Source organism: Plectonema cf. radiosum LEGE 06105 (genome assembly GCF_015207665.1).
Classification (GTDB): domain Bacteria; phylum Cyanobacteriota; class Cyanobacteriia; order Cyanobacteriales; family Nostocaceae; genus Rivularia; species Rivularia radiosa_A.
This window is the reverse complement of sequence record NZ_JADEWL010000020.1, coordinates 19,400-45,400: the sequence shown is the minus strand read 5'-3', so window position 1 is coordinate 45,400 and position 26,001 is coordinate 19,400. Positions and strand designations below refer to the sequence as shown.

Sequence of the window (26,001 nt, the reverse complement as noted above, 5' to 3'; positions counted from 1 at the left end):
CAATTAAGATTTTTTAGTAACTATTAATAGTCGAATATAATAGCTCAGTAAATATAATTATATGTTAAAGCAAATGGTGGTTGAGAATAGTGAAAATTGAGTTACCTCCATCAAGTATTATTGCTGTGTGCTTTGTACTCTTTATAAGTGCGATGCATTTACTTGGCGGCATAAATCAGAGACAACTAATTAAAAAGCAACAGAGTGAAAAAGGTTTAAAAATAGAAAGACCAAAACCTAGTTTAGGTTTTTCCATATTAATCACTCAAATATCGTTAATTTTATTTTTAATCGTATCGTACAAAAACGGGTGGAATTTCACGTCAGTTGGGTTAAAATTTGAAATATTTCCAATAATTTCTTTGATAGTTGGTAGTATCTGCTATATCTTATTTACTTTTGGATTAATTATAATATTAAAAATTTTGAAGCTTTTGGAAGCCACAGAAGATGATACTTATCGAGTTATGTTAAGGCTTACACCACGACAAAAACTTCCAAAAATATTATTTCTCATAGGCGTATGCATATTTAATCCCATAACCGAAGAGTTGATGTTTCGTGGAATATTGGTACATCAATTAGGTCTTTTTATAAATAACCATCTGTTGGCGATCGCTTTAGGATTATTTATAAACCTGGGAAATCATATTTATCAAGGAAAGTTACAAATAGCTACGCACATTATCTTTTATCTGATTGCGATCGCATTGCTTTACTCACCTTTTGGACTTATCGGGGCTATTGGTTTTCACTTTGCTGGAGATATCTATCCGTTTATATCGCTAAAAAGAAGTGCTATTAATTACAGAAATCGAATCAGAAATAAGCGTGCGGTTAAAGATACTTCTAATTAGTTTAAAATATCAGATCCGCTTGTAAGGTTTTTTTATTAAAAACGTGCCAAATTGCGTGACTCAGCAACAATATTAATAAAGAAAGTACAACTGCAACCGCCAATACCCCAGGCGTAACGTTATCGGGTACTGTTGAAAATCTGACTGCTACATCTTCTAAAAGTGCTACCGATAGTAAGTTAGATTTACTGTAATGGTTGTACGCCAACTCAAAATAAGGTTGAGCTTTTTGCGATGGTCGCTTCGCGTTCGCGTGTCGTTAGACAAACCGCCTTTATGCATCCGCTCATGCGTGGTTAATCAACGACGCAGGACAAGTAATTCACCCCTACTTGGAGAGATTTTGCGGAATGTGGGTTGTATTGACCCAATTAGTAAATTAATTTTCCTTAGTTTCAGCAACTGCATTACCCAATCTTTTGAGAATCTTGAGAACAATATCTAGCTCGTGGTTGACCGGGAGCAGAGAGTAAGCCCGTGAAAAACCGTATAGGGGCTGTTCGGCGCTTAAATCCAATTTGAGAAAAATAAATTCATCTCCATTGGTAGCTAGTCCAAAAGCTAGATTACCTTGTCGTGGCTGGGCAAGCATATAGGCAAAGAGTTGGGGAAGAGCAACACCTACAGGAATCGCGCTTCGTTTGGATTCAAGCGATAGAATCCATAAATTATTGTTAACTACTAAGGTGTCAATAAAACCACGTAGAGTTTCTACCGTATCATCAATAACTAGTTCCACTCCGAAGGGAGAACGGATTTGGTATGGCTCGTCAAGAAATCCGGCTAGTTCCAGAAGTGGGGACACAACAAGCAAATTAACAGTACCTTCCAGAAGGAAGCCGTCTTCGCGGTGGTAATCAAACCGCTTCTTAATCTTGCCAACTCCGGCTTTTTCTTCCTGGGATAATTCTTGCAACTCCTCGGATAACTCGCTGAAAAATGCCAGGTCTTTGGATTGTTCTAAGTTGAAGCTTCTTTTTAAATCTTTGAAGCTTTTGATTCTATCGGTGACGGCTAAGGTCATTTATAATAATTATCTATAGAGGTAGTACAATAATACTGTAATTTATTTAAATAGGAATATCTATGAATTTTTGAATCAATTCTGGAGTCATGCTCGCCTTAGTCATTTCCAAGAAAGCTTGTATAGTTTCCTCAGCTTTAGCGCAAACATTTTCCACTGATTGGGTTTCCAAGTCTTTTGCTAAATGCTTGAGGATTACTATAGCAAACTTTTCATTTTCAGCTTCAGCATTTTCTTTGATAGGAATCAAAAGGTGGTGTTTAGGATTTGTGATGATTGCAAAAACGGGGCTTGAGATATAGCTGAAAGAACTTTCTGTTTGAGCGAATTCTTCCATTTTCCCAGCAACCTGGGCTGGTACCTTCTCGTCTTGGCAGAAGAGTTTAAAAAGCATCTAGAATCCTCAGAAGACCTCGAAGGTATTTTTGAAATAGTCAAAAGCCAACATGAGTATTGAAGCGCATAAAAGGGGGAGTTAGTAAGAGGGCAGAAGAAGAATAATAATTTACCAATTACCAATGACCCATTACCAATTCCCCAATCAAATGCATCAAATAACATTCGGCGAACTGAATATAGATATTGTGAGAAAGAAAATCAAAAACTTGCATTTAGCAGTATATCCACCCGACGGACGGGTACGAATCGCCACACCATTAAACATTGATGACGAAGCCGTGCGTTTATTCGCCATCTCCAAACTGTCCTGGATAAAAAAACACCAAGCAAACTTTAATACTCAAGAGCGTCAATCCAAACGAGAATTCGTATCTGGTGAAAGTCATTATTATCAAGGAAAACGCTATTTACTAAACGTTATTTATCATCAGGGAAATTCCAAAGTAGAAGTTAGGAATAATACCTATATTGACCTTTATGTAAAAGAAGGAAGCAACGAAACCCAACGTAAAAATGCCATGACTTCCTGGTATCGCAAACAATTAAAGCAAGACATTCCCCAACTAATCGCCAAATGGGAACCAATTATCAACGTTGAAGTAAAAGATTGGGGAGTAAAGCAGATGAAAACAAAATGGGGAACCTGCAACACCCAAGCAAAACGCATCTGGTTAAATCTAGAACTCGCTAAAAAAGATCGGCATTGCTTGGAATATGTCGTAGTCCATGAAATGGTGCATTTATTGGAGAGAAGTCACGGGGAGAGGTTTGTAGCTTTGATGAATAAATTTATGCCCAATTGGCGGTTTTATAAAGATGAGTTGAATTGTTCGCCTTTGGGGGATTATTGAGTTGGGTTTTGGGGATTGTATTATAAAGGGGTGGAATAATAGTAAATAATACTAATTTTTTGGCTAATCTCCGTATTATTCCGGAATGTATGATGCTGTTATTGAACTTTTATCATGACTAAGTGTGTAATATCTCACATCCTTACCCATGAACGAACAACGTCAGCAAGCCTATCTCAACCTCATTAGCAGCCTGTTTGATTTCCCCAGTGCTGGAGAAGAGATTTTAACCGCACACCAAGATTTACTTGATGCTGGATTTGTGCATCAATTAGAAGAATTAGCACAGATATATTCTCAACATGGAAATGAAAATACGGCAAATTGGTTGCAAAATTTGGCAAGTTATCTTAAGGAAGTGTTAAATCTAGATAATCAAGTAGATTTGCAATTTCTGAGTAAGGAGGAGATGGAAACATATTTCCAATTCGTGGGGGAGGTGCTACAAGCAACCGCAGACAGCAAAGGTAATCCCCAGGTGGTTTACCCCTTGCTGGCACGGAATACAGACAAGCTCGATGGAGTGTTTGCACAAATACTACGTGGCTTGGAAACAAATACACTCAGAGAAGTGAAAGCAGATGAGGCGGAAAACATAGCATCAGTTATCGACAATTTTAGCAATCTTATTCAGCAATTCCCCTTGGGTAACAAAACCAGCAATATGGAAATTGCCATCACTGGGCATGAAGTCGCGTTAACTCTCTACACTAGGGAAGCTTTGCCTGTTGAGTGGGCAATGACGCAAAATAATCTTGCTGCTGCCTACAGCCAGAGAATCAAAGGAGACAGGGCAGAGAACATCGAAATTGCTATCGCTGCTTTTACTGCTGCTTTAACTATCAGAACCCGCGAAGCTTTTCCCAAAGATTGGGCAGATACGCAAAATAATCTCGGTGCTGCTTACTATATGAGAATTCTAGGAGATAAGGCAGAAAATATTGAACAGGCGATCAAGGCTTATAAGGCTGCTTTAACTATCATAACTAGCGAAGCCTTTCCCGAAGAATGGGCAAGGGCACAACATAATCTCGGTGGTGCTTACGGTGATCGAATTCTAGGAGATAACGCAGAAAATATTGAACAAGCGATCAAGGCTTATAAGGCTGCCTTAACTGTCAGAACCCGCGAAGCCTTTCCCAAAGATTGGGCAGATACGCAAAATAATCTCGGTGCCACCTACCATATTAGAATTCGAGGAGAGAAGTCAGAAAATGTAGAACAGGCGATCGCTGCTTTTACAGCTGCCTTAACTGTTAGAACCCGCGAAGCCTTTCCCGAAGATTGGGCAGTTACGCAAAGTAATCTCGGTGCCACCTACCGTAAAAGAATTTCGGGAGAAAAGGCAGAAAATATAGAACAGGCGATCGCTTCTTTTACTGCTGCTTTAGCTGTTAGCACCCGCGAAGCCTTTCCCGAAAATTGGGCAATGACGCTACATAATCTCGGTGGTGCCTACGTCGATCGAATTCGAGGAGAGAAAGCAGAAAACATAGAACAGGCGATCGCTGCTTTTACTGCTGCCTTAACTGTCACAACCCGCGAAGACTTTCCCCAAGAATGGGCGGAGTCTTCGTGTAGACTGGGGGTTGCTTACCAAAATATAAACCAGTTTTGTTTAGCTTACAATACTTTTGAATCTGTCATTGCCACAGTAGAATCTTTGCGAGAGGAAATAGTTTCTGGAGAGGAAAGTAAACGCAAACAAGCAGAGCGTTTTAACGAAGTTTATAGCAACATGGTAGAAGTTTGCTTGGAATTAAGTAATATCACGGCAGCGATTGAATATGTTGAGCGTAGCAAAACTCGCAATTTAGTTGAACAAATCCTCGAACGCGACTCTAAAACCATCTTCCCGCCAGAAGTAGTCACTCAACTAGAAACATACAGGGATGAAATAGCCGTAGGACAATATCAAATCCAAAATGGCAAAGCTGATGAAAATCCCCAAGTCCTAGCACAACATCTGCAACAGTTGCGACAAGAGCGTAATGAATTGCAAAACCGCTACTTACCCGTTGGTTATGGTTTCAAATTTGACTCATTTCAATCTACTTTGGATGAGCATACAGCCATTATCGAGTGGTATATTCTCAATAATAAAATTCTGGCGTTTATTGTCACACAAAAAGGAGAGGTTAATGTTTGGCAATCCCAACCAGAAGACCTAGAAGCTTTGGGAAATTGGATAAATCAATATTTGCAGAACTACTACGAGCAAAAAGACCAATGGCTGAATAGCTTAGGAGAGGCACTCAATAAATTAGCCTCAATTCTGCACATTGATGAAATATTAACCCAGATACCAAAGCACTGCGATAAACTCATCCTAATTCCCCATCAATACCTGCACTTATTCCCCCTTCATGCACTACCAGTAAATCAAAATTCTCAAAATTCGTCTTGTCTTCTAGATTTATTTGCTGGTGGTGTAAGTTATGCACCCAGTTGTCAAATACTGCAACAGGTACAACAGCGCCAACGTCCTGATTTCCAATCCCTGTTTGCGATTCAAAACCCCACAGAAGACTTATCTTTTACTGACTTAGAAGTAGAAAGCATATTATCTTACTTTCCCTCTCATGAAGTATTATCCAAAAAACAAGCTACAAAAGCTGCTTTATCCCAAGCTGCAATACAATTAAAGCAAGCGAATTATCTCCACTTTTCTTGTCACGGTTTCTTCAATTTAGATTTTCCCAAAAATTCCTGTTTAGTGCTAGCAGATGCTTATGTTTCTCCAGAATTTGCTGATGCTCACCCCGAAAAATATGTAAAAGTATCCAAAGACAAAGCTGTAGATTTAAGTAAATGCCTGACATTAGGTAATTTATTTGAACAAACTTTCGACGTTAGTCAAGCTCGTCTTGTAGTTCTCTCCGCCTGCGAAACTGGTTTAATTGATTTTCAAAATACCAGTGACGAATATATTGGCTTACCTAGCGGTTTTATATTAGCTGGGAGCAAAGCTGTAGTCAGTAGTTTGTGGACTGTCAGCGATTTATCTACAGCATTTTTGATGATGAAATTTTATGAAAATTTGCAAATAATAAATAGTGTATCTCTAGCACTCAATCAAGCACAGGAATGGCTACGAAATTTAACAACAGAGGAATTTGAAGCACTATTAGTTAAATATGATTCACAAATTGAAGAAATTTTTGCTCAACTTCCAGAAGAAAAGCGTCCAGTGGCAAGAGCAATATTAAGAAGAACCTGCAAACGTAAACCCCACCCTTTTGTAGCACCATTTTACTGGGCAGGATTTACAGCTACAGGTCTTTAGGATTCAGGTTTGGCGGTTTCACAAAATTGCTTCTTCCCAATTTTGGCAACATAAATTACCACTGGAGTTGCCAAAGCTGCGGGAATATTACCACTTACTGCGAGGGTGGCGATCGCAGTTGTCAATACTCCTGCCATCAACTCGTCAAATTCTTCCTGGCAGATAATTTTGCTGAGTTTTTGGGCTAATTTCTCTAAATAATTTGAATCTCCCCTCAAGCTGACTTCTGCTTCGGTTGTCTCAACAGCAATTAACTGTGCTGCTGCTTCCAGATTTCCTTTACACTCTTCTATGGCATCCAAAGCTGCTAAAGCTTCTGGATTATCCGCCAACTGAGTGCGAAACTGACTAATTTCCTCTGGTGTAACTGTAATCATATAATAGTTTTTATCTGTAAGTATTAGGTAATTATATATTTAATACACTACATCAACAGTATTAGTAATCTTGGAGTGCGATCGCAACCCAAAAAATATTAATAAGGTTTTACCAGCAATTAGAATTACTTGATACTTACCCCATGTTTACTAGGAAGTGTCCCCAGTATGGTATAGATTTTGACCGGAATTACACGGCACGAGTTCATTAGGATTGTCCCGAATGCGGTTGGAAAGATGATTCAGTATAAAATTTCACGATTCAAAAACGCGATCGCACAACTTCCTCAAATCTTCTACCGACATATCCAACCTTGTTGCAGTTTCTTCAATTGTGGAATTTTCAGGATAGGTGCTGCCGGACAATAAATTCAACAACAATTCTACTTTCTCTTTAGACCTTGTTTCAACAAGCTTATCGAATTTTTCTTGAAATGCCTGAAAACCTTGAGTGACAATGAAGAGCTGTTCTTCTGGTTGAAGTGATTTTATCCAAGCAGAGGTGGTATCAGGAGAAAAATCTAGCTCCTCACGAGACTGCAAATCGCCCGAAGAAGGTTGTAGCAATTCCTCCAAAGAAATAAACCCTTCAAGATAACCGTTAAAAGCCTGATAAGAGCAGCCTATAAATTTTACTAACCTTTCTAAAGATTCCTTACTTAAATCGGCTTGACCTCTTTCCCAAGCTCCCCAGGTAGTAAAACCGATACCTCCAAGTTCTTGACTACGCTTCTTAGCAAACGAACGTAACGATTCACCGCCTCGAAGTTTCTTACATAATATCGAGAGACGTTGCTTACGTTCGTCTTCATTCGTCATAATCGAACTATTTTTACCCAACTACATACACATCAAAGTTTTTTTATTTTGTACTGATTGCTGTACAGATAGTATTGACTTTAAGTACGACAAGTATTATTATCTAAATTAATCGCAAATTATCGGTAATAAAGATTGATTGCGACAACCGCGAAAACATTGAAAAATCGAGGATTGAAACAAAAATTAACCCAAAGCGCTTTTTATCTTATCCCTAAGCTGAGATAAAACCTTTTCTTTATTAAAATCTGCCGCCGCTCGTGCAGATTCTGCAAGGATTGTATCAGTATTGGGTGTAAGCTTTAGTGCGCCACCAAGGTATCCGAGGGATTTGCAGTAATAGTCTGACAAATTAGTGGAAGCTAATCGCTTTACCCTAGCATAATCGCCTTGAACAAAAGCGTCACGTGCTTCTTTATGCAGTTCTTTCTCTGGTTCCGCAAGAACTTCAAGAATTGCGTCTACAGCTTGTTGTACCTTTTCTTTTGTAAATTCTGTAATTTGTTGTGGTGCCTGTACCATGTTTTACTCCTTACCAATTTTCAAAATCGTCAGCTGCTACTTGAGAAGCATAAAGCGGTTCCCACAAACGGTCAAGATGGTCTGTGACTATTCTTGACACGAATCCAATACCCTTATCGGTGTCGGTTAACTTAAAGAGGAAAAAGTCGGTCTAAAAAAAGACTCGACTACACTTGACGAATGGGTACAATACCATGCAATGACTACAAAAATCAATTAGCTACCAAAAAATCTATAAACATAGATGCCGACCTGGTAAAGCAGGTGAAAACTTTGATAATAATTCATAAAACATAATTTTTGTCAAAGTAATTAATTTTGGCTTAATAAGCTCAATATATCTTTACCTATAATTTGTTGTCTTCTTCTTCCCATCTTTCTTCTAATTCTTCAACGGAAATATTCTCGCTTTTCGCCATATCCGCGACTTGTTCTTTAATAAGGCTTGTGTTTGCTTCTAATCTCGAAGAAATTATCTGACCTGCGAAAGCGGTAGGTTGTTTACCATGAATTTTAGCCCAATGCAACAGTTTTTTATAGTTGTACTTCGATATCGTAATCGTCAATCTGGTGTTATGAGGATCGATCGCCATAGTAGATTTTTTAGAACTTTTCATATATATTCCCTTACGCTTTGGGTCAAGTCCAGAAATTTCAACAGGTTTTGCCTTCTGTCATAAAAACTATACAATAGATTGAGAAAAGTTTTGCACTAGAGATGCTCTAGTTATGATATCGTATTTTAAAGCTCACAAAAACTATAAAGATTATGAAAAGTTACGAAATGCTCAAAACCCTACCCTCGGAAAATATTGAGCCTCGCCATTTCTTGCGTTATTGCTTCGACATTGACCAACTTTCATCCGAAAACATTTTGGAAGAAGAAACTAGTTTCGGATACTGCTCTAAATGTGTCAAACTGCTCTCCAAGATATTAGGAATGAAGAGAAAGACGGTTCGTGAATGGGGTGAAAATCCCAACTTTGAAGGTATGCCTCATTACGCCAAAGTTACTTGTAGCTACGCGCAAGCAGCACTATCAAAGGAAGAATTAAACAGAATTATTCATCACGATTATGAAGCGCCAGCAGTAAGCGCGATGGAATTTATAGAGGAGATACTTTTACTGGGATTATCGCCATCGGAAAGATTGAAAGTAATTAGTTCCACCAAATTTCGCGGGCAATGCTTTACGTTATTGTCCGAAACTTTAAACATATCTAAGCGCAGGTTATACGAATGGGGGCGTGACATGGAGTTGCGCGATATGCCCCGACATTACCAGCATACTCTTGCCTACGCGATCGCAGTCTATAAAAAAAGACAACAAACTACTGCAAAACAAAGTGCTGCTTAATATTCGAGTTGGTCAAATAAATAAAATTTGGTCTTAAAGGAAGACCAAACAACAAAATCAGAATTTATTAATACCATGCAACTACTACAAAAATCAACCTACTGCGAAACTCACAACATAGATGCTGACCCCGTAAAGCATCTGGAAGCTAGCACCATAGAATATCTCCACGTTAGTTTTCTGCTCTGGGAATACAAAAGAGCGTACAGCAAACGAGAATATCGAGAACTACTCGACGGGTACGGTTGGGATAAAGGCAGCATGGAGGAGAAACGGGCGCTCAAGTTAGCAGAACATTTCCAAGATTTTGCCCATCGTCCCCATGCTCTAATCCAAATCCCCGTTACGACATTATTGAGATTATGCTCAGAGAAATACAAGCCGATAATCGCAGAATTAAACCAACTTGATGAGGATGATATAACTTGCGATCGCGTTCTTGGTTTAATCAAAGAAAGGCAAGCATTACTTAAGAAAGAGAAAGAATCGGAGCTACCAGAAAAACCTTCAATATGGCGCAGAAATTGCCGGGGTGAACGCTACGCGCAGTTTCCACCCGTATATGAAGATGATCAGCGGACGGGAGTATTAACTCAAAAGCTAATGGATGAGTACGGGCTAATACCGCAAGCAATACTCAGAGAGGCAGTTGCTGATTTATATCAGAAGATTACGGAAGGGCAACAAGAAGAAAGTGCTGCCCCTGATGTGAATGGTGTTGGTGTGAGAGTGAATGATGATAATCATTATAGTGAACCAATCCCATCAGTCAATCAAATCCCAACCGTCAAAGATAAGTGGCAAGAATTGAGCGAACAACTGCAAGCTGATGTTGATGATATTGGCTTCCTTGATCGTCAAACGGGCAACTTAATCGCGGAGAATTGCCAGCGATGGGAAGCAGCGGTTCCCCAAGATAAAAGATGGAATGCGATCGCTAATATTACAAATCGCGACGGAACATCCCTCAAGCATCTTTCTAATTATGCCGTCAACCACAATCCCCAATGGAGACAAACTTGGGGTACGACTCTTGCAAATTATCACAACTTCGAGCAAGAGTTGACTTGGGTAGACACCGACATTCGGAATGACGCTCTCGTATCGATGGGATTCGATATACCTGCTACTGTAGAAATTAAAACAGGGAATCTTCAGAACAGACAAGGTAAGGTGATCGGATTAAATGGGGAGAATATCACTCCCATCCTGGTTAAAGTTGATGGTTTTAATAATTATTTCCATTGGAGCGAGTTAGAAATAGTAGAAGAAACAAGTAGCTTTAGGTCTTATACTAGCGCCTCAGAAGCACAAGAATATTTAGAAGAAGCCGAAGAATCGGATTTAGAGTTGGAACCGACACCCTTAGACAAAGCAATCGATGTGCTAATACAAGGAGATTGGGAAGATATTAGAATCATATTTAACCAGTATCCAGAAGTTAAAGGAGAAGCCTGGAATGCTCTCTGTATTGAGCAAAAACGGAGGGTGATTGATATTACTCCGGATAGTGTCAAGGTATTAAATAAAGCCAAGAAAGAGGGTGTAATAGAAGAATATAAGGAGATAGCTTCGGGGGTGTATGAAATCAAACTTCCTGGTACGTTAATATGGGAAAACCGAGCCTTTCATGAAATTGAGATATATCATCACCTGCGTCGATGGCGAGATATGTCTTACTCGGTTAACTGAGCTTTTAGTTATTGTATAAAAAAGTTTCGATGGGTGCATCCGTTTCAGAATAAAACGCTCTGGGGAGAATGAAAGTGAAAGAAATTTCTGAGTCTGACCGTTGGAATCCGGCACATTTCGATGAAATGCCGCGTAAACTCGATTCAAACGGTAATCCTACAATCTTTTGGGATGACAGCATCGAGCCACCAGAACCGGATGACTATGACACATTAATCGAATATGAGGAGGCATGGCACCAATGGGAACAAGAAAACTTAGACAGCTTGACTTGTGCAGCGGAATTGGAGCCGGTTTCCCCCTCTCGGGAATCATCACCGGAAAAGTCAGACTATGTGGACTTTGCGAAACCGACTCGTTTTGTAGACAAAGGTTGCAACAACGTTTTCCCGGTGTGCCAATCTACAACGACGTGCGCCACCTCCGAATTGAAAAGGGAGAAATCGACACAATCACAGCATCGCCTCCATGCCAGCCCTTCAGCATTGAGGGAAAGCGTTTGGGAGGAGCCGACAAGCGAGACTGTATTCCCGCAGTGTTGCGACTTGTTGCCAGAATCCAACCCAAATTTTTCTGTCTCGAAAACGTACCCGGATTATTGTCGGCACCTCAATACCCAAGAAACGAACCCGGAACATATTTTCAACAGATGCTCCGGCAGCTTCATGAATGCGGGTATGATGCAGAGTGGATGGTTGTCGGAACATCAAGGTTTGGAACCAGATGGTCTGGAAAAAGACTCTTACTCGTTGCCACGTCCAGGAGCCTTAAGCTGGAGTGGCAAAGGACGACCTCCTGGCACCACCAAATCGGAAGCCAAAGCCAAGAAGTTAGGCTTAATTGGCAAGAAGGAAGTATTCAATCCAGAGTGGCTAGAACTACAATTTGGGCTGCCAATCGGCTGGACATCCCCGCAGGAGTGCCGAGCGGCGACAGAGTTACTCGCGATCGCCGAGCAGCACTTGGAAATTGTCTAGATGTGCGGCTCGCTCAAATTGCCTGGAAGCGAGTGTTTTATCTCTACTCACGAGAGCTTCGGTTGAAGAATTAGTCCATTCACAAGTTAAAAACAAGCGCAGAATGTCAATATGTACTATTTTTCTGCTATTTAGATACAAGTTCCATAGGGAAGGTTGAGAATTGGTTGTGTTTTTCTCATCTTCCGTCGAGAGATACTTGTTTTTACACAGGTATCTCTCTACTTTTTTGTACGCAGTCATTATGTTGCGGAAATTACTTTAGTCTAAACTCCAGTTATTTAGCCAGTCTCCCATTGGCTTTAGACAATCAAAAATCCAATAATTTGATTCTTCCCAATAATGTTCACTGTGAAGTTTTTCCAATAAACTTTGATACATAATAACAGCATATTCAACAGAATTATTTTCTACAGACTCTTCAATACTGTCACCAATACTATCAAGAACTTCTGTTAATTTCTGAGACAAAAAAGAAATATTTGCCTGCTCTCCACATTGCCTGATACGCTCATATACTAGCACAAGAGCTATTGATAAAGCTTTATCAAACATATCAGCAGAACTGTCTGGTTTCTTTTCTTCAAGATTTATTTTACCAGCGAAAGTTAAAAATTTGATACAATTTTCATGATGTCCTAAATTATAAGCACGTTCTGCGACAGCTTGAAAATCATCAGCAATATCATCAAATTTACCAAGTTCTTTGCAAGCAGCAGCAAGAGACAGGATGCTACCTTCTTCCCAATCAGTATCTTCTATTTGGCGAGCTGCCACTAAAGTATTATGGTAGTAATATTTTGCTTGTTCTGGTTGGTTATTTAATAAATATAGATTACCTAAACTAATACAAATTCTTGACTCATCGCATTTACGATAGTATTGGTGAGTTAAATTTAAAGCAGTATTGAAACAGTCAAGTGCTTCTTGAGTTTGTGATAGGGAGCGATAAGCTAAACCAAGATTGTTTAAATTGGTAATTTCGGAATCAACATCATTACGCTGGCGTACAGATTCCAAACTTAATTGCAATAACTTCACACTGTTTTCTAGTTTTCCCCAGCGACGATACATTTCTCCAAAATTATGAAGTATTGCCTCCCGTTGCACCGTATCTTTTACATTTTCAACTAATACTAAAGCACGCTGATAATCATTTTCTGCGTCTTCCCACATTTTCATCTTAGTCAAGCAATTACCTCGGTTATAGTAAGAAATTGCTGTTAGAGTGTTAAGATTGTGGGCTTCTGCACGTTTTATAGCTTCTTCACTTATGTCTAAGACATTTGCGTAAAGTTCTAAGTTTTCATAAGTTGCTCCCAAATTAATTAATGCATTTATTTCTTCTGGTTTACGGTCAAGTTGTGATAATAAAGCTATTTCTTGACGCATACAAGCTATCGCAACGCGATTGCGATTTAAAAGCTGCAAATATATTTCTCCCAAGGTTCCGTATACTTTTGCTAGAGCATAAGATGGAGCATTAACAAGCAATCGCTTCTTCAATAATTTTAAAGGACGTAAAATAGATTGAGGTGTTTCCAATTTACTTGCAAAAACATAAATATTGTTTAAAAATACCTGAATTTGCTTATCATCCATTAGATGCTCAAATAGGTAAATTCCTTTTTCGTAATAACCAAACGCATTTTGATAATCATTTATTTCATAATAGAAAGTTCCAATATCAAAGTAAGTGCTAGTTAATTTACTTTTATCATCGATTTCTTCTTCAATTTCTGCAACTTTCTGAAAATGCTTTATTGCTTTATTGTAATTACCCAACTTATGATGTAATTTTCCCAAGCCTACATGAACTAATTCTTCCAATTCCCATAGTTTATAAGTTTGTGCTATTTCTAAAGATTCTGAGTAGTATTTGCTTGCAATTTCGTATTTACCTTGCTTAAATTCATGTACGCCTAAATCATAAGTTAACATCCCTACCTTGTAAATCATACGCATTTCTTCCGCTATCTGGCGAGCAGTCTGAGTAAAATTAACAGCTTTTTGCCAATTACCTTGTTCGGCATATAAATGTGCTAAGTTTGCGTATAGGCATATTTTCTGCCAATTTGGAGCATTAATCTTTTCAAGTAACTTTAAGCCTTGTTTTAAAAGAAATTCGGCTTCAGGTAATTGCTGTTGACGAGTATAGATTTCTCCCAAATTATTGTATATTTCGGCTTGCCCTTTGACATCGTTTAATTCCTTTTTTAAAGCAAGGCTATTCAAATAATTTTTCTTTGCAATTTCGTCATTTCTCTGAACATAAACGGCTCCTAATATTTGAAAAGCAAGTGCACTGGCAACTTTATCTTGAAGTTCACCAGCTAAATGTAACATTCTTTGGTAAAAGTCTTCAGCCTCGTCATATCTACGCCAAAAATTAGCTAGCATTCCTTTACTACCAAGCAGCCATATCCATTTATCTGGACTTACCATATCTTCTTCAAATTGACTAAGAAATGTTTCTGCTAAATTAGGGTGATAAGGAATTAAACCAGCATCAATAGCATCAACTACTACTGTTGATGCTTTATTAAATGCTTTCGCACGGTAATAAAGTAGTATTGCTTCTAGTAAAAGATGATATTCTTCTTGCATTTGAGCCACCAAAAAATCAGCAAGCTGAATTTGCAAATTGCTTGGCTCATCTGTATATCTGAGTATTAGCGTGCGAATAGATTCATGTACTTTATAGTCATTAGATACAGATACATTAATTAATAATTGCCGTTTTAGTTTTGTTAAATGAATTTTTCCGTCATCTTGGAAAAATATAGAACGATAAGCACTTACTACATTTTCTTCTGAGAATGGTAAATAAAACATTGAAGCTATTGTCAAAAACTTTCTTTCATTCGGGGTTAAGCGTTCGTATATTTCATCAAATAATTGTTCTATAACCTGGTCTTCAGCTAATGCTAATAAATGTTCTTCTGTAAAGTCTTCCTTAAATAAAACAGCTATTAATTCAAGAGCAAGAGGTAAACCACCAAAACGTTTATCAATTTTTCTCGCTAACTCAGAGGAAATTTGAATACTTCTCCGAACAAAAAAATCTTGTATTTCATCAACATCACGTAAACCATCCAAGTGAAATACTTTTATAATTTTCTTTGCTTCATCAATTGGTTTACAGAAGCAGGGTTTTGCACGACTACTGATAAAAATTATGCTTTGTGTTAACTTCTGTTTTAAAATAGAGAAAAAGCTCTCTATGTTTGAATTCTTCTCAATAAGATGAACTGAATCAAAGAATAGATAATAACGGTGATGATTTAAATTTTTGATTATAATTGCAATGCGTTGTTCATCCAATAACTCAGAAGATTTGAACGTAAATGTTAAATTATCTCCATTGTCTATCTGCTTTTCGATAAACTGAGCCAAAGTTATCAAGATATGATTCAACGATGCCAATTCTGGATGAAACTCATACCAGAAAACATGATTCAGTTCCAGTTGGGATGCAACTTGTTTCATTAGAGATGTTTTTCCAACACCTGGAATACCTATTATTGCAACAATACGGGTTTTCTTAGAAAGAGAAAGAAACTCGTGAATTAACTGCTTTCTGCCAGCAAATAATTCTTCACCCGGTAAATTAAAACTTAATACATCTGGAAATTGCTGATAGCTTAATTGAATTTGTTTCGATAAAACTTCTATTTTTGTGAATGCTAAGTGTACATCCCTATATAGGGCTGCTAATTCATCATGCAAAGCATTTCCTACTTCATATTTATCTTTTAAAGTCGCTAAAAAAATTTCTAATACGGGCTTACCGCTTTTTATCCGCTTTTGCAGTAAATCTTCCAAACAAAAGTCAACTAGTTGCTTCCGATTATTTGCATTTCTAATTTCAGATTTAAATGGAAGCAATTCATCAGTGACAAAAACAGCAATTAAAGCATCATAATGTTTAAACTCATCGCATTGTAAGAAAACTTGACGACATCGATGATTTAGCTCTTTCGGCAGTCCTCCGCTCATCTATTGATAAATATTGATAGATAATGTTTTCAAATACTGAAACTAATGTAGCGCATTTTTGTAAAACTTTTACTGCCTCGAATTTTTCCAGATTTTTTTATTATTCTTTCTAATTAACACTTGTTTGACTTTTATAAACAGTTATGAATTTCAAAATAATATTTTAGGTCGGTTTACCATGTATAATTTAATGTATTTATCAGGTATTTAGACGGAAATATGGCTGGTATCCCCCCGCAACTGCTCAACAAATTGCGACAAGCACTGTTACTGTGCGAACAATTCGAGAGCGATCGCAAGCTCAGGCCAATTTTCACCTATGAGCCACTCCGTCCTTGGCGTTTTAGCTTACCACAAGCTGATAGCCTTACCAGCAGGGTAGATAACTTAATTGGTTTCCTTGTTCCTAACCCACCACCTAATGCATTAGTTGCACCTATTGCAGCTGGCGAAAAAGTAATTACCTCAAAGCGCTCAAGTCTTGTCAAATTTCTCCAGTCAAATTACGGTGATGCTGTAGCAGTAGAGATGGAAGGAAAGGGTTTACTTCAAGCTGCCCATGCCAATGAACCAGTATTGGCACTAATTGTTCGTGGTATTTCGGATTTAATCAGTAGCAAAAGTAAAACAGATAAAGTAGGTTGGCAAGAAATTGCTGCACATAACTCAAGTGCTTTTGCATTCGAGATTTTGGCAAAAATTGACGTAGTTCATAATCCAATTCAGAAAAATAAAAATGAGAAAAGCAGACTATTAGGAGAGATAAGCAAACTTCAAGAACAAGATAGCACACTTCAAGAGCAAGAAAACAGGTATCAAAATGATATCAAAAGGCTGAATGCAGAAATTAAAGAACAAGAAAATGAAAGTGCTTCCTTAGAGAAGCAAATCATAAGTGTTGCACCTCAACAAACACTAACAGCTTCCAACTGGTTAGGTAAACGAAAAGAAATTGCAAAGGAAGCAGTTAAGCGTGTCTTTGATGATAAATCATCGGGGCTTAAAGAAATGATTATAGAAACAGAACTACCACCGGATAAGATTTTTGAAGGTTTTTGCAATGAGATAGAAATTTACTTGGAGAAAATTTATTACTATATCCTAAGTGACGACAAAAACCTACTTGAACAACCTGGTTCTCCAATATACCTTCATTTAAATGCATATGAAAAGGCACTTGAAGCAGCCGGAATGATAGCATATGAAGAAATAGGCGAGGATGGTAAACAAATTAAAGACAGCCTACAAATTTTAATTTCTAATTTGTCTTAGACTACTTATTCTAATTTCCTAATTAGTATTTTTGTTTTGAATTGATTCGATTTTTTTCTGAATTGATTTAACTTCAGAGTTTAATTTACTAATTTCTGCTTTTAGTTTTTTACTCTCTTGCTGAACTTTATACAGTTCATTTTGCTTTCCTACAAGTTCTTGTTTCTTATTAGTAATTTTCTGAGCAACTTTTCCTAACTGGACTTTCAGTAGCTTTACTTTAGGGTCTTCCAATATTTTTAAGTATAAACTATAACTATTAATCCTGTTTGTACTAGTAAATAGCCGGATAAAATGTGTAAATATTGAGTAAAGCTAAAAGTGAAGCTTGAACAAATTATTCATTCGCTCGGAGTTAAAAATGTGTTTCATAAGAACTCGCATCATTACACTGACCGGGCTTGCCTGTACAAAAGCATCAAATAACGGAGATAACATAAGCGTTTAAGTGCTGTTGAGCGTCCTACCTTCTTAAAAACCCCAGATCCAGATCATGTACTATTTGTCAATATTGAGAGGGCTGGTCTTTAAACCAAGTTTTGCACTTTATTTAATCCACATTCCTAAGCACTTATTTAAGTCCTGGCAACTTCCAATCGCGTACAACCTTAGCAATTGCATCACGGCTAGCTTCTGCACCGAAACCCCAAGCTAGTAAGCTAAAATAATCACTCGGGCCATTAGCACCAAACATGGGCTGGTTTGCATAAAGTTGTCCAAATCCTGCTCCTGCAAGAAGCCCTACTGCGATCGCGTAACTCAACCAATTAAACCAATATATATTTCGGGCAGCTTGTTTTGAATTTGTTTGTGCAGAAATGACTTCAGGTACGGGGTTAGGAAGGGTAGGTGGTGTAGTGTAGTTAGCATCCCTGGCTGTAATTTGAGTATCTTTAGTTTCGGTAACTGATTGTTGTTTAATCTCTTTATCTAATTCGTCAATTGCATTGTTAACTTTTTGATGCCAATCGTCGGTAAATTTCTTATCTGTTGGAGAAAGCTGGTCTAAGTCGTTCTGCAAACCTTGTGATATACGTCTTAGGAATTCATCTTTATCCGGTACCAATTGAGTTAACTCATTTCTAAGAGTATTGAACTGATCGAGTTTAGCTTGACTTTGTTTGTACCAGGCTATTTGTTGTCGTAAGCGATCTAAATCTTCGCGAAACTTTTGGGTAGCTTCTTTATCAGCTGCTTGTCTTTTTGCGTTTTCTAATTGGCTACGTACTTCTTGCACATATGGTGCATTACTATTTAAAGATTCGAGGCTATCAAATAACTCAGATAAGTAATTTACCAGAGCTAACCAATCTTCCCTTTCTTTTCGCCATTTATCCCAAACCGCTTGTGCTTGAACTACTGCTTTTTGTGCTTCATCCCAACGCTTGTTCGTCAAAGTTGTTTCTACATCTATTAAATGTCTTGCAATTTTTCCTTGGAATGATTGCGCCAATTCAGGATCGGCTTGTATTTGAGTGCGAATGCGACCAACTTGTACAATAATTTCGTCGCGAGGCATACCATCGTTACGATATGCTGAAACTCCGATTCCCAGCCCAACACCCAATAAAAGCACGAGCAAAGGAAAAAACCAGTGGTCTTTAAGTCGCACTATAACAGGAACAGATAACTCACCATTGTCATAAACAACAAGTAATTGTCCGCTATATTCTCCACTGCGAATTTTGTTAAAGTCAAATTCTACAGGGAAAGTTAAAGGTTGCTTTGGTTGGACTGATTGATTAGGTAAAGCAAGACGGATGGCGCTAGTTGGAACAATAGTAGTCGAATCTGCGCGATTCAAATCAAGAGTAATTACCTGTAAATCTGTAATCACCTCATTTGTCTTTACAAGTAAGTTTCGTTTAACAGGTGGGCATTTAAAAAAAGCTGGGCATTGTGTTCCCACTACCGTCAAGCTAGAGGGATTTAGAGTTACTTTAGCTTCAGCTTGGGCTGGTGAAGCTGCTAAGACAAAACCCAGAGTAAGCATGAATAAGCTAATCATGGTCTTTTGACTGCGCTTCATGCCAATTCTCCTTAATTTTTTGATTTTTCAATACCTCACAGTTTTGATGATAATATAGCCCAATTGCTTATTTTATATAAGAAGTTAATGATTTTTTCGAGTTTTATACGCTACCCGTATTTATTATTAGCTGTTACGATAATCTGCTAATATTATGTCCCCGAATCCCTCAATGGAAGCAGTCGGCTCTTGAATAATGCCACCATTTTCCACACTCCAACGCTTGAGAGAATCCAATACATAAGTTTTAATATCATCCACAGTCACAAATCGCTTGCTACCCCTATCTGCTTTACCACTGAGTGCTTCTAGTAAATAATAAGTAAAAACTCCAAACTTTTTGTCTTTTGACTCTTGCGCTTTCTGTTGTGCTGTGCTTGCTGCGATTAGAGCAAAACCCTCAGCTAAGTCATAAGCATTATGAATAAACTGCGGATCGTCGTTAATGTCCCTACCAGTTTCTACTCCCATGTGGCAAGCATCCAAAGTCAGCACCAAGCGCCTTGCTTGACTAGAACGCATATGCTGCTTTACAACTTCAAGAGGTAGCCCAGTTTTTTCCAAAGTTTGGGAACGAGTATTATTTACTATTAGTAAAGGTTTTTCATGAAAAAGCTTGCCATGACAAGCAAAATGCACCAGTAATAAATCATTAGGTTCGACCATTTCGCAAAGTCGAATCAATTCTGCTTCAATATTATCTCGGCTTGGGAAGCGTTGATTTCCGTGTCCAAGTTGGTCGTGTAAGCAAACAACTGTATAATTTAGAGCTTTGAGTCTTTCTTCCAATGCTAGTACATCACTTACACAGAAATTCAAACGCCCAAAATTAGGGTCGTTGTAATTATTAACACCAACCAAAAATGCCCAGCGATTTTTTATTGGGCGATTTTTTATAGGGTGATTTTCTGGTATTGGGTTATCTTCTGGTGATCGATTATCCGGAGTACTATTAGTAATTGAGTTGTTTTCAAGATTATATTCGAGTTCCGCTGCTAAATGCTTCAACTGTTGGTGACGATTATCTGCCTCATCTATCAGCTCGCTTAATAAGCGTACAAATAGCACAAGAGCATTTTCTTTGGTGTCGCTGCGACGCTTGTTAACCAAGAAAGCAATCAAATAATCCACTCTACTGTTAAGGCTATCAGCTTGAGGTAAACTAGAACGCCAAGGACGGAGTGACTCGTTAGTGAAAATTGTCTTGAGGTTGCGATCGCTCTCGAATTGTTCGCATTCTAACAAAACATTACGCAGTCGTTTGTGCAGTTGCGGGGGGATACCAGCCATATATCCGTCTAAATACCTGATAAATACGTTAAATTATACATGATAAATTTATCTAAAATATTATTTTGCGCCGCATAACTGCTTATAAAAGTCATCAAGTTTTGTAAGTATTTTCCGTAAACATTGGTAGTACTTTTGAATATTTTCATAACATATATATTTAGTTAATACTGGCTTTTATCCATGAACCAACAGCGTCAGCAAGCCTACCTTAACCTCATTCACAGCCTGTTAAATTGCCCTAACGGTGAAGAAGCAGAGATTTTAGATGCAAACCAAGAATTAGTAGATACTGGCTTATTCCAGACATTACAAGCGTTAAGGGCGATGTTTTTGCAGCAGGGAGATCGGAATACAGCGAATAGATTGCAAAGCTTGGTAAATGTTCTTATGAAAAGCTTGGCAAGTTATCTTAAGAAAGCGTTGAGACTGCATACCAAAGTAGATTTACCATCGCTGAAAGAAGAGGAGAGAAAGTCATATTTTCAATTCTTCAATGAAGTAATGCAAGCAACTGCTGGAGGTATGGGTAATCCTCAATTAGTTTATCCATTGCTCGCAAATAATATAGATAAACTCGACGAGGTGTTAGAAGAAATATTACGCCAGTGGGGGATAAATACACTAAGGGAAGCGAGAGGATATCAGGCGGAATACTTAGCCGCAAATATTGTCATTTTTAGTACTTTGATAGCGCAATTTCCTTTGGGTAACAAAGCCAACAATGTCGAAATTACTATTGCTGGCTGTGAAGTTGCACTGACATTCTACACTCAGCAAGCATTTCCCAGAGATTGGGCTGTGGCACAAAGTAATCTCGGTAATGCTTACAGTATCAGAATCAGAGGCGAGCGAGCGGATAATTTAGAACGGGCGATCGCTTATTCCCAACAAGCTTTGAAAGTTTTCACTTTTGGCGCATTTCCCCAAGATTGGGCAAATGCACAAAATAATCTCGGTCATGTTTACACTAACAGAATTAGAGGCGAGCGGGCACAGAATGTAGAGTTAGCTATTGCTTATTACGAAGAAGCTTTGAAAGTTCATACTTTTGACGCTTTCCCCAAACAATGGGCAATGGTGCAAGATAATCTCGCTAGTGCTTATAGTCGAAGAATTAGAGGGGATAAATCTGAGAATTTAGAGTGGGCTATTGCTTATTACCAAAAAGCTTTAAGAGTTTATACTTTTGACGCTTTCCCTTATGAGTGGGCACAAACACAACATAATCTTGCGAATGCTTACACTAACCGCATCAAAGGGAATAAAGCGCAGAATATAGAAGATGCCATTACTTGTTCTCATCAAGCTTTAAGAGTTTATGCTATTAAGACTTTTCCTTATGAATGGGCAAGGACGCAAAGTAGTCTTGGTAGTGCTTACCGTAACAGAATCAAAGGTGAGAAGGCACAAAATTTAGAGTTGGCGATCGCTTGTTTTCAAGAATCTTTAAAAGTCAGAACTATTGACAGTTCTCCTGTAGATTGGGCAGGTACGCAAATTCATCTTGCTAATGCTTACTGCGATAGAATCAAAGGTGAGAAGGCACAGAATTTAGAGCAGGGAATTGCTTACTACCAAGAAGCTCTAAGAATTTATACTTTTGATGCTTTTCCGCAAGATTGGGCACAGTTACAAAATAATTTCTCTACTGCTTATATTGAAAGAATCAAAGGCGAGAAAGCAGAGAATTTGGAGCAGGCAATCGCTTGTTGCCAAGAGGCGATGAAAGTTTATACTTTTGAGGCTTTTCCCCTAGATTGGGCAAACACACAAAATAATTTTGCCAATGCTTATCTTCACAGAATCAGAGGGGATAAAGCAGAAAATTTGGAGCAAGCGATCGCTTATTGCCAAGAGACTATGAAAGTTTATACTTTTAAAGCTTTCCCTTATAGATGGTCACAAACACAAAACAATCTTGGTTTAGCTTACTTTCAAAGAATAAAAGAGGACAAAGCTGATAATTTAGAGCAGGCAATCGTTTGTTTTAAAGAATCTCTTAAAATTTATACTTTTGATGATTATCCCTATGAATGGGCAAGAAGACAAAGTAATCTTGGTAATGCTTACAGAGATAGAATAAAAGGTGAGAAGGCACAGAATTTAGAGCAAGCGATTGCTTATTGCCAAGAAGCGATGAAAGTTTATAATTTTAAAGATTTTCCTCAAGATTGGGCACTAATACAGAATAATATTGCTACTATTTACCGTAATAGAATCATAGGGGATAAAGCACAAAATTTAGAACAGACGATTGCTTGTTTAGAAGAAGCGATGAAGGTTTATACTTTTGAAGCTTTTCCTCAATATTGGGCACTAACACAGATTAATATTGCTAATGCTTACTGCGATAGAATAAAAGGGGAGCAGTCAAGTAATTTAGAACTGGCAATCGCTTATTATGGAAAACCTCTGGTTCTAAAAGTTTATACTATTGATAAATTTCCATATGAGTGGGCACAAACACAGAATAATCTTGGTATTGCTTACTGTAAAAGAATCAAAGGTGATAAGGCTGAGAATTTAGAGCAGGCAATTTATTATTACCAAGAGTCTTTAAGAGTTTATACTTTTGATGCTTTTCCCAAAGAATGGGCAAGAACGCAAAATAATCTCGCCAATGCTTACACTAACAGAGAAATAGAGGATAAACCACAGAATTTAGAGCAAGCAATTGTTTATTATCATGAAGCCCTGAAAGTTTATACTTTTGAAGCTTTTCCTCAAGATTGGGCGCTAACAAAAAATAATCTTGGAACTACTTACCTTAACAGAATTAGAGGTGAGCGAGCTAAGAACTTAGAACAGGCAATAGCTTACTACCATGACGCTCTAGAAATTTATACTTTTGAAGCTTTTCCTCAAATGTATGCACAAATTTTCTTTTTCCTTGGAAAAGTTTATCAAGAAGCAAACAAGTTTGATTTAGCTTACACCAGCTTAAAATCTGTCATTAACACAGTAGACTATTTACGCGAAGAGATAGTATCTGGGGAGGAAAGTAAACGTAAGCAAGCGGAAATTTTTAACGAAGCTTATCGGCATATGGTAGAAGTTTGCTTAGAATTAGATAACGTAACCGAAGCAATTGAATACGCTGAGCGCAGCAAAACTCGCAATTTAGTTGAACTTATCGTCGAACGTGACTCTAAAACTATCTTCCCCCCAGAAGTAGTCACTCAATTAGAAAAATATAGAGATGAAATTGCCATAGGACAATATCAAATCCAAAATGGTAAAGCTGAAAATTCCCAACTTTTAGCACAACATCTCAATCAATTGCGACAGCAGCGTAATGAATTGCAAAACCACTACTTAAGTGTTGGTTCTGATTTCAAATTTGATTCATTCCGGAAAACTTTAGATGATGGCACAGCCATCATTGAGTGGTATATTCTCGACGAGAAAATTTTGGCGTTTATTGTTAAACCTACAGGAAAGATTACTGTTTGGCAATCTCAACCAGAAGATCGAGAAGCTTTGAAAAATTGGCTAGATAAATATTTGCAGAACTACAACAATCAAAAAGACGAATGGAAGAATAGTTTAGGGGAAGAACTCAAAACATTAGCTTCCATTCTCCACATTGATGAAATATTAACCCTGATACCAAAAGACTGCAATCAACTGATTATAATTCCCCATACCTTCCTACATTTGCTTCCTCTTCATGCACTTCCAGTAGGCGAAAATCATCAAGATTCCCATTGTCTTCTAGATTTATTTACAGGTGGCATCAGCTACGCACCCAGTTGTCAACTTTTACAACAAGTACAGAAGCGAGAGCGTCCGAATTTTGAATCTGTCTTTGCCATAAAAAACCCTACAAATGACCTTGCTTACACCAAGTTAGAAGTAGATAACATTTTAAATCTTTTCTCTTCCCATCAAGTATTATCCGATAAGCAAGCTAGCAAAGATGCACTACTTCAAGAAATCCCAAAGCTAAAACAAGCAAATTATCTACATTTTTCTTGTCATGGTTCATTTAATCTTAACTCTCCCCAAGATTCCTGTTTATTGCTGGCAGAAAGTAAAGATGAAAATAATGATTTAGATTTAAACAAATGTCTTACTTTGGGGAACTTATTTGAGCAAGACTTTCAGCTAGATAATTGTCGTCTTGTCGTCCTCTCTGCTTGTGAAACAGGTTTAGTGGACTTTACAAATGCTAGTGATGAATACATCAGCTTACCTAGTGGATTTCTCTATGCAGGTAGCACTAGTGTGGTAAGTAGTTTGTGGCAAGTCAATGATTTATCCACTGCATTTATGACAATTAAATTCTTGCAAAATTTACAAGCAGCCATAATTCATGGTGAAGATTTTTCAGTTGCAGTTAGTTTAAGTCAAGCTCAAAAATGGTTGCGGAATTCAACTAAAACTCAGTTAGAAGAGTGGATTGGGGAACATAAATTAAATTCCGATCCAACGTTGAGGAATCAATTACGCCGTCGGTTTCATAATATACCCAATGATTCCAGACCATTTGAATCTCCCTTCTACTGGGCTGCTTTTTGTGGGGTTGGGCTATAAATCTTAGAGGATAGCAACAGGTAAGAATAATTAAAAATACTCAAGATAGTAAGTAGTTCGGCAGGCTTTGTTGCATAATTAATCCGACTTTGGGCTGAAATGCGTGTCACAAAAGGAATCGTCAATAAGAATGTTTAATTGACGATTCTTACTACACAAGGTTTTGAGATATTCGTGCAACAAAGCCAAAACCCAGCTACAACATTTTTCGACACCACCCCAAAACCTTAAAAATTTATCAGTTGAATTTCATTCCTTTTTCGTTTCAGATAAAGAATCTGGCTGGCTTGACTTAGTACTTTCTGTTACCGAGTTTTCAATCATTTCTTTACTTTCTGCACCTGTAATAGGTGTACTACGACCATCCGCAGCTCGCAAACTGTCTAAATCCTCAATGTACCAATTGAGGATAGCATCTAGAATTTTCGGATGAGTTTCGTACCAAAGCGCGATCGCATTTGATATTTCTTCAACATCGTCTGGAAGAGTTGTAAGCAATTCCAGTACATCGGTACGGTCTTCTGCTGTTAATAGTTCAGATTGATTTTGTAATATATATACAAAAGTTAAAATATTTTCTTCGTAAGGTGACATTTTTGACTCCTAAGCACCAATAACAGAGAATGCGCCCCAATAAAAAGGTTCCCGAAATGGCTTTGCATCATCTGGTAAACGGTGAAAGCCGCGACGTAAACTAGCCCTTTCAAGGTG

General features: G+C 37.9%; 19 protein-coding genes. 8 read left to right on the top strand and 11 right to left on the bottom strand.

The genetic code is table 11. From position 1 onward, the window contains the following. Positions 1-89: 89 nt before the first annotated feature. Entirely contained in the window at positions 90-857 is a 768-nt protein-coding gene (locus tag IQ247_RS33365; RefSeq protein WP_322745467.1) for a CPBP family intramembrane glutamic endopeptidase, read from the top strand. Between the two features lie 379 nt (positions 858-1,236). Here the strand turns inward: IQ247_RS33365 and IQ247_RS09165 are convergent, their stop codons facing one another. Both IQ247_RS09165 and IQ247_RS09160 read right to left on the bottom strand, forming a co-directional pair. Continuing rightward, on the bottom strand, positions 1,237-1,881 hold the full coding sequence (locus tag IQ247_RS09165; protein WP_193919166.1) for a type I restriction endonuclease subunit R: 645 nt from the start codon (positions 1,879-1,881) through the stop codon (positions 1,237-1,239). A gap of 46 nt (positions 1,882-1,927) precedes the next feature. Next, a complete protein-coding gene (locus tag IQ247_RS09160; RefSeq protein WP_193919164.1) occupies positions 1,928-2,275 on the bottom strand; it encodes a hypothetical protein in 348 nt (115 codons plus the stop codon). Between the two features lie 124 nt (positions 2,276-2,399). Here IQ247_RS09160 and IQ247_RS09155 point away from each other — a divergent pair, with 124 nt between their 5' ends. Both IQ247_RS09155 and IQ247_RS09150 read left to right on the top strand, forming a co-directional pair. Next, a complete protein-coding gene (locus IQ247_RS09155) occupies positions 2,400-3,131 on the top strand; it encodes a M48 family metallopeptidase (protein ID WP_228059596.1) in 732 nt (243 codons plus the stop codon). A 148-nt stretch (positions 3,132-3,279) separates the two neighbouring features. Further along, positions 3,280-6,417: a CHAT domain-containing protein gene (locus tag IQ247_RS09150; protein WP_193919162.1), complete on the top strand. Its 3,138-nt coding sequence runs from the start codon at positions 3,280-3,282 to the stop codon at positions 6,415-6,417. On the opposite strand, the gene IQ247_RS09145 is transcribed toward IQ247_RS09150, so the two are convergent. From IQ247_RS09145 to IQ247_RS09130, 4 genes are all read right to left on the bottom strand, one after another. Then, a complete protein-coding gene (locus tag IQ247_RS09145) occupies positions 6,414-6,794 on the bottom strand; it encodes a hypothetical protein (protein WP_193919160.1) in 381 nt (126 codons plus the stop codon). The genes IQ247_RS09150 and IQ247_RS09145 overlap by 4 nt on opposite strands. 255 nt (positions 6,795-7,049) lie before the next feature. Beyond that, positions 7,050-7,613: a helix-turn-helix transcriptional regulator gene (locus tag IQ247_RS09140; protein WP_193919158.1), complete on the bottom strand. Its 564-nt coding sequence runs from the start codon at positions 7,611-7,613 to the stop codon at positions 7,050-7,052. A gap of 186 nt (positions 7,614-7,799) precedes the next feature. Next, a complete protein-coding gene (locus IQ247_RS09135) occupies positions 7,800-8,135 on the bottom strand; it encodes a hypothetical protein (protein ID WP_193919156.1) in 336 nt (111 codons plus the stop codon). Between the two features lie 347 nt (positions 8,136-8,482). Then, the gene (locus tag IQ247_RS09130) at positions 8,483-8,752 is read right to left on the bottom strand and encodes a hypothetical protein (RefSeq protein ID WP_193919154.1); all 270 of its coding nucleotides are present in this window, start codon (positions 8,750-8,752) and stop codon (positions 8,483-8,485) included. Positions 8,753-8,904: 152 nt separating this feature from the next. Here IQ247_RS09130 and IQ247_RS09125 point away from each other — a divergent pair, with 152 nt between their 5' ends. The 3 genes from IQ247_RS09125 to IQ247_RS09115 all read left to right on the top strand — a co-directional run bounded on the left by IQ247_RS09125 (position 8,905) and on the right by IQ247_RS09115 (position 12,235). Continuing rightward, on the top strand, positions 8,905-9,492 hold the full coding sequence (locus IQ247_RS09125) for a hypothetical protein (protein ID WP_193919153.1): 588 nt from the start codon (positions 8,905-8,907) through the stop codon (positions 9,490-9,492). A 75-nt stretch (positions 9,493-9,567) separates the two neighbouring features. Then, complete coding sequence (locus IQ247_RS09120) at positions 9,568-11,184, top strand: Alr2735 family protein (protein ID WP_193919151.1); 1,617 nt, start codon at positions 9,568-9,570, stop codon at positions 11,182-11,184. 232 nt (positions 11,185-11,416) lie between these two features. After that, positions 11,417-12,235, top strand: coding sequence for a DNA cytosine methyltransferase (locus tag IQ247_RS09115; RefSeq protein WP_193919149.1), 819 nt, complete (start codon positions 11,417-11,419; stop codon positions 12,233-12,235). A 187-nt stretch (positions 12,236-12,422) separates the two neighbouring features. On the opposite strand, the gene IQ247_RS09110 is transcribed toward IQ247_RS09115, so the two are convergent. Then, positions 12,423-16,160 carry a tetratricopeptide repeat protein gene (locus tag IQ247_RS09110; RefSeq protein WP_193919147.1) on the bottom strand — a complete coding sequence of 1,246 codons (3,738 nt, stop codon included), beginning with the start codon at positions 16,158-16,160 and terminating at the stop codon, positions 12,423-12,425. Between the two features lie 219 nt (positions 16,161-16,379). On the opposite strand from IQ247_RS09110, the gene IQ247_RS09105 reads away from it, so the two are divergent. Further along, a complete protein-coding gene (locus IQ247_RS09105; RefSeq protein ID WP_193919145.1) occupies positions 16,380-17,432 on the top strand; it encodes a hypothetical protein in 1,053 nt (350 codons plus the stop codon). A gap of 18 nt (positions 17,433-17,450) precedes the next feature. On the opposite strand, the gene IQ247_RS09100 is transcribed toward IQ247_RS09105, so the two are convergent. The 3 genes from IQ247_RS09100 to IQ247_RS09090 all read right to left on the bottom strand — a co-directional run bounded on the left by IQ247_RS09100 (position 17,451) and on the right by IQ247_RS09090 (position 20,751). After that, entirely contained in the window at positions 17,451-17,666 is a 216-nt protein-coding gene (locus IQ247_RS09100) for a hypothetical protein (RefSeq protein WP_193919143.1), read from the bottom strand. A gap of 337 nt (positions 17,667-18,003) precedes the next feature. After that, on the bottom strand, positions 18,004-19,461 hold the full coding sequence (locus IQ247_RS09095; protein WP_193919141.1) for a hypothetical protein: 1,458 nt from the start codon (positions 19,459-19,461) through the stop codon (positions 18,004-18,006). 126 nt (positions 19,462-19,587) lie between these two features. After that, positions 19,588-20,751, bottom strand: a complete 1,164-nt coding sequence (locus IQ247_RS09090; RefSeq protein WP_193919139.1) for a caspase family protein — start codon at positions 20,749-20,751, stop codon at positions 19,588-19,590. A gap of 183 nt (positions 20,752-20,934) precedes the next feature. Here IQ247_RS09090 and IQ247_RS09085 point away from each other — a divergent pair, with 183 nt between their 5' ends. Beyond that, the gene (locus tag IQ247_RS09085; protein ID WP_193919137.1) at positions 20,935-25,290 is read left to right on the top strand and encodes a CHAT domain-containing protein; all 4,356 of its coding nucleotides are present in this window, start codon (positions 20,935-20,937) and stop codon (positions 25,288-25,290) included. A gap of 249 nt (positions 25,291-25,539) precedes the next feature. Here the strand turns inward: IQ247_RS09085 and IQ247_RS09080 are convergent, their stop codons facing one another. Further along, positions 25,540-25,884 carry a hypothetical protein gene (locus IQ247_RS09080; protein ID WP_193919135.1) on the bottom strand — a complete coding sequence of 115 codons (345 nt, stop codon included), beginning with the start codon at positions 25,882-25,884 and terminating at the stop codon, positions 25,540-25,542. Positions 25,885-26,001 lie beyond the last annotated feature (117 nt).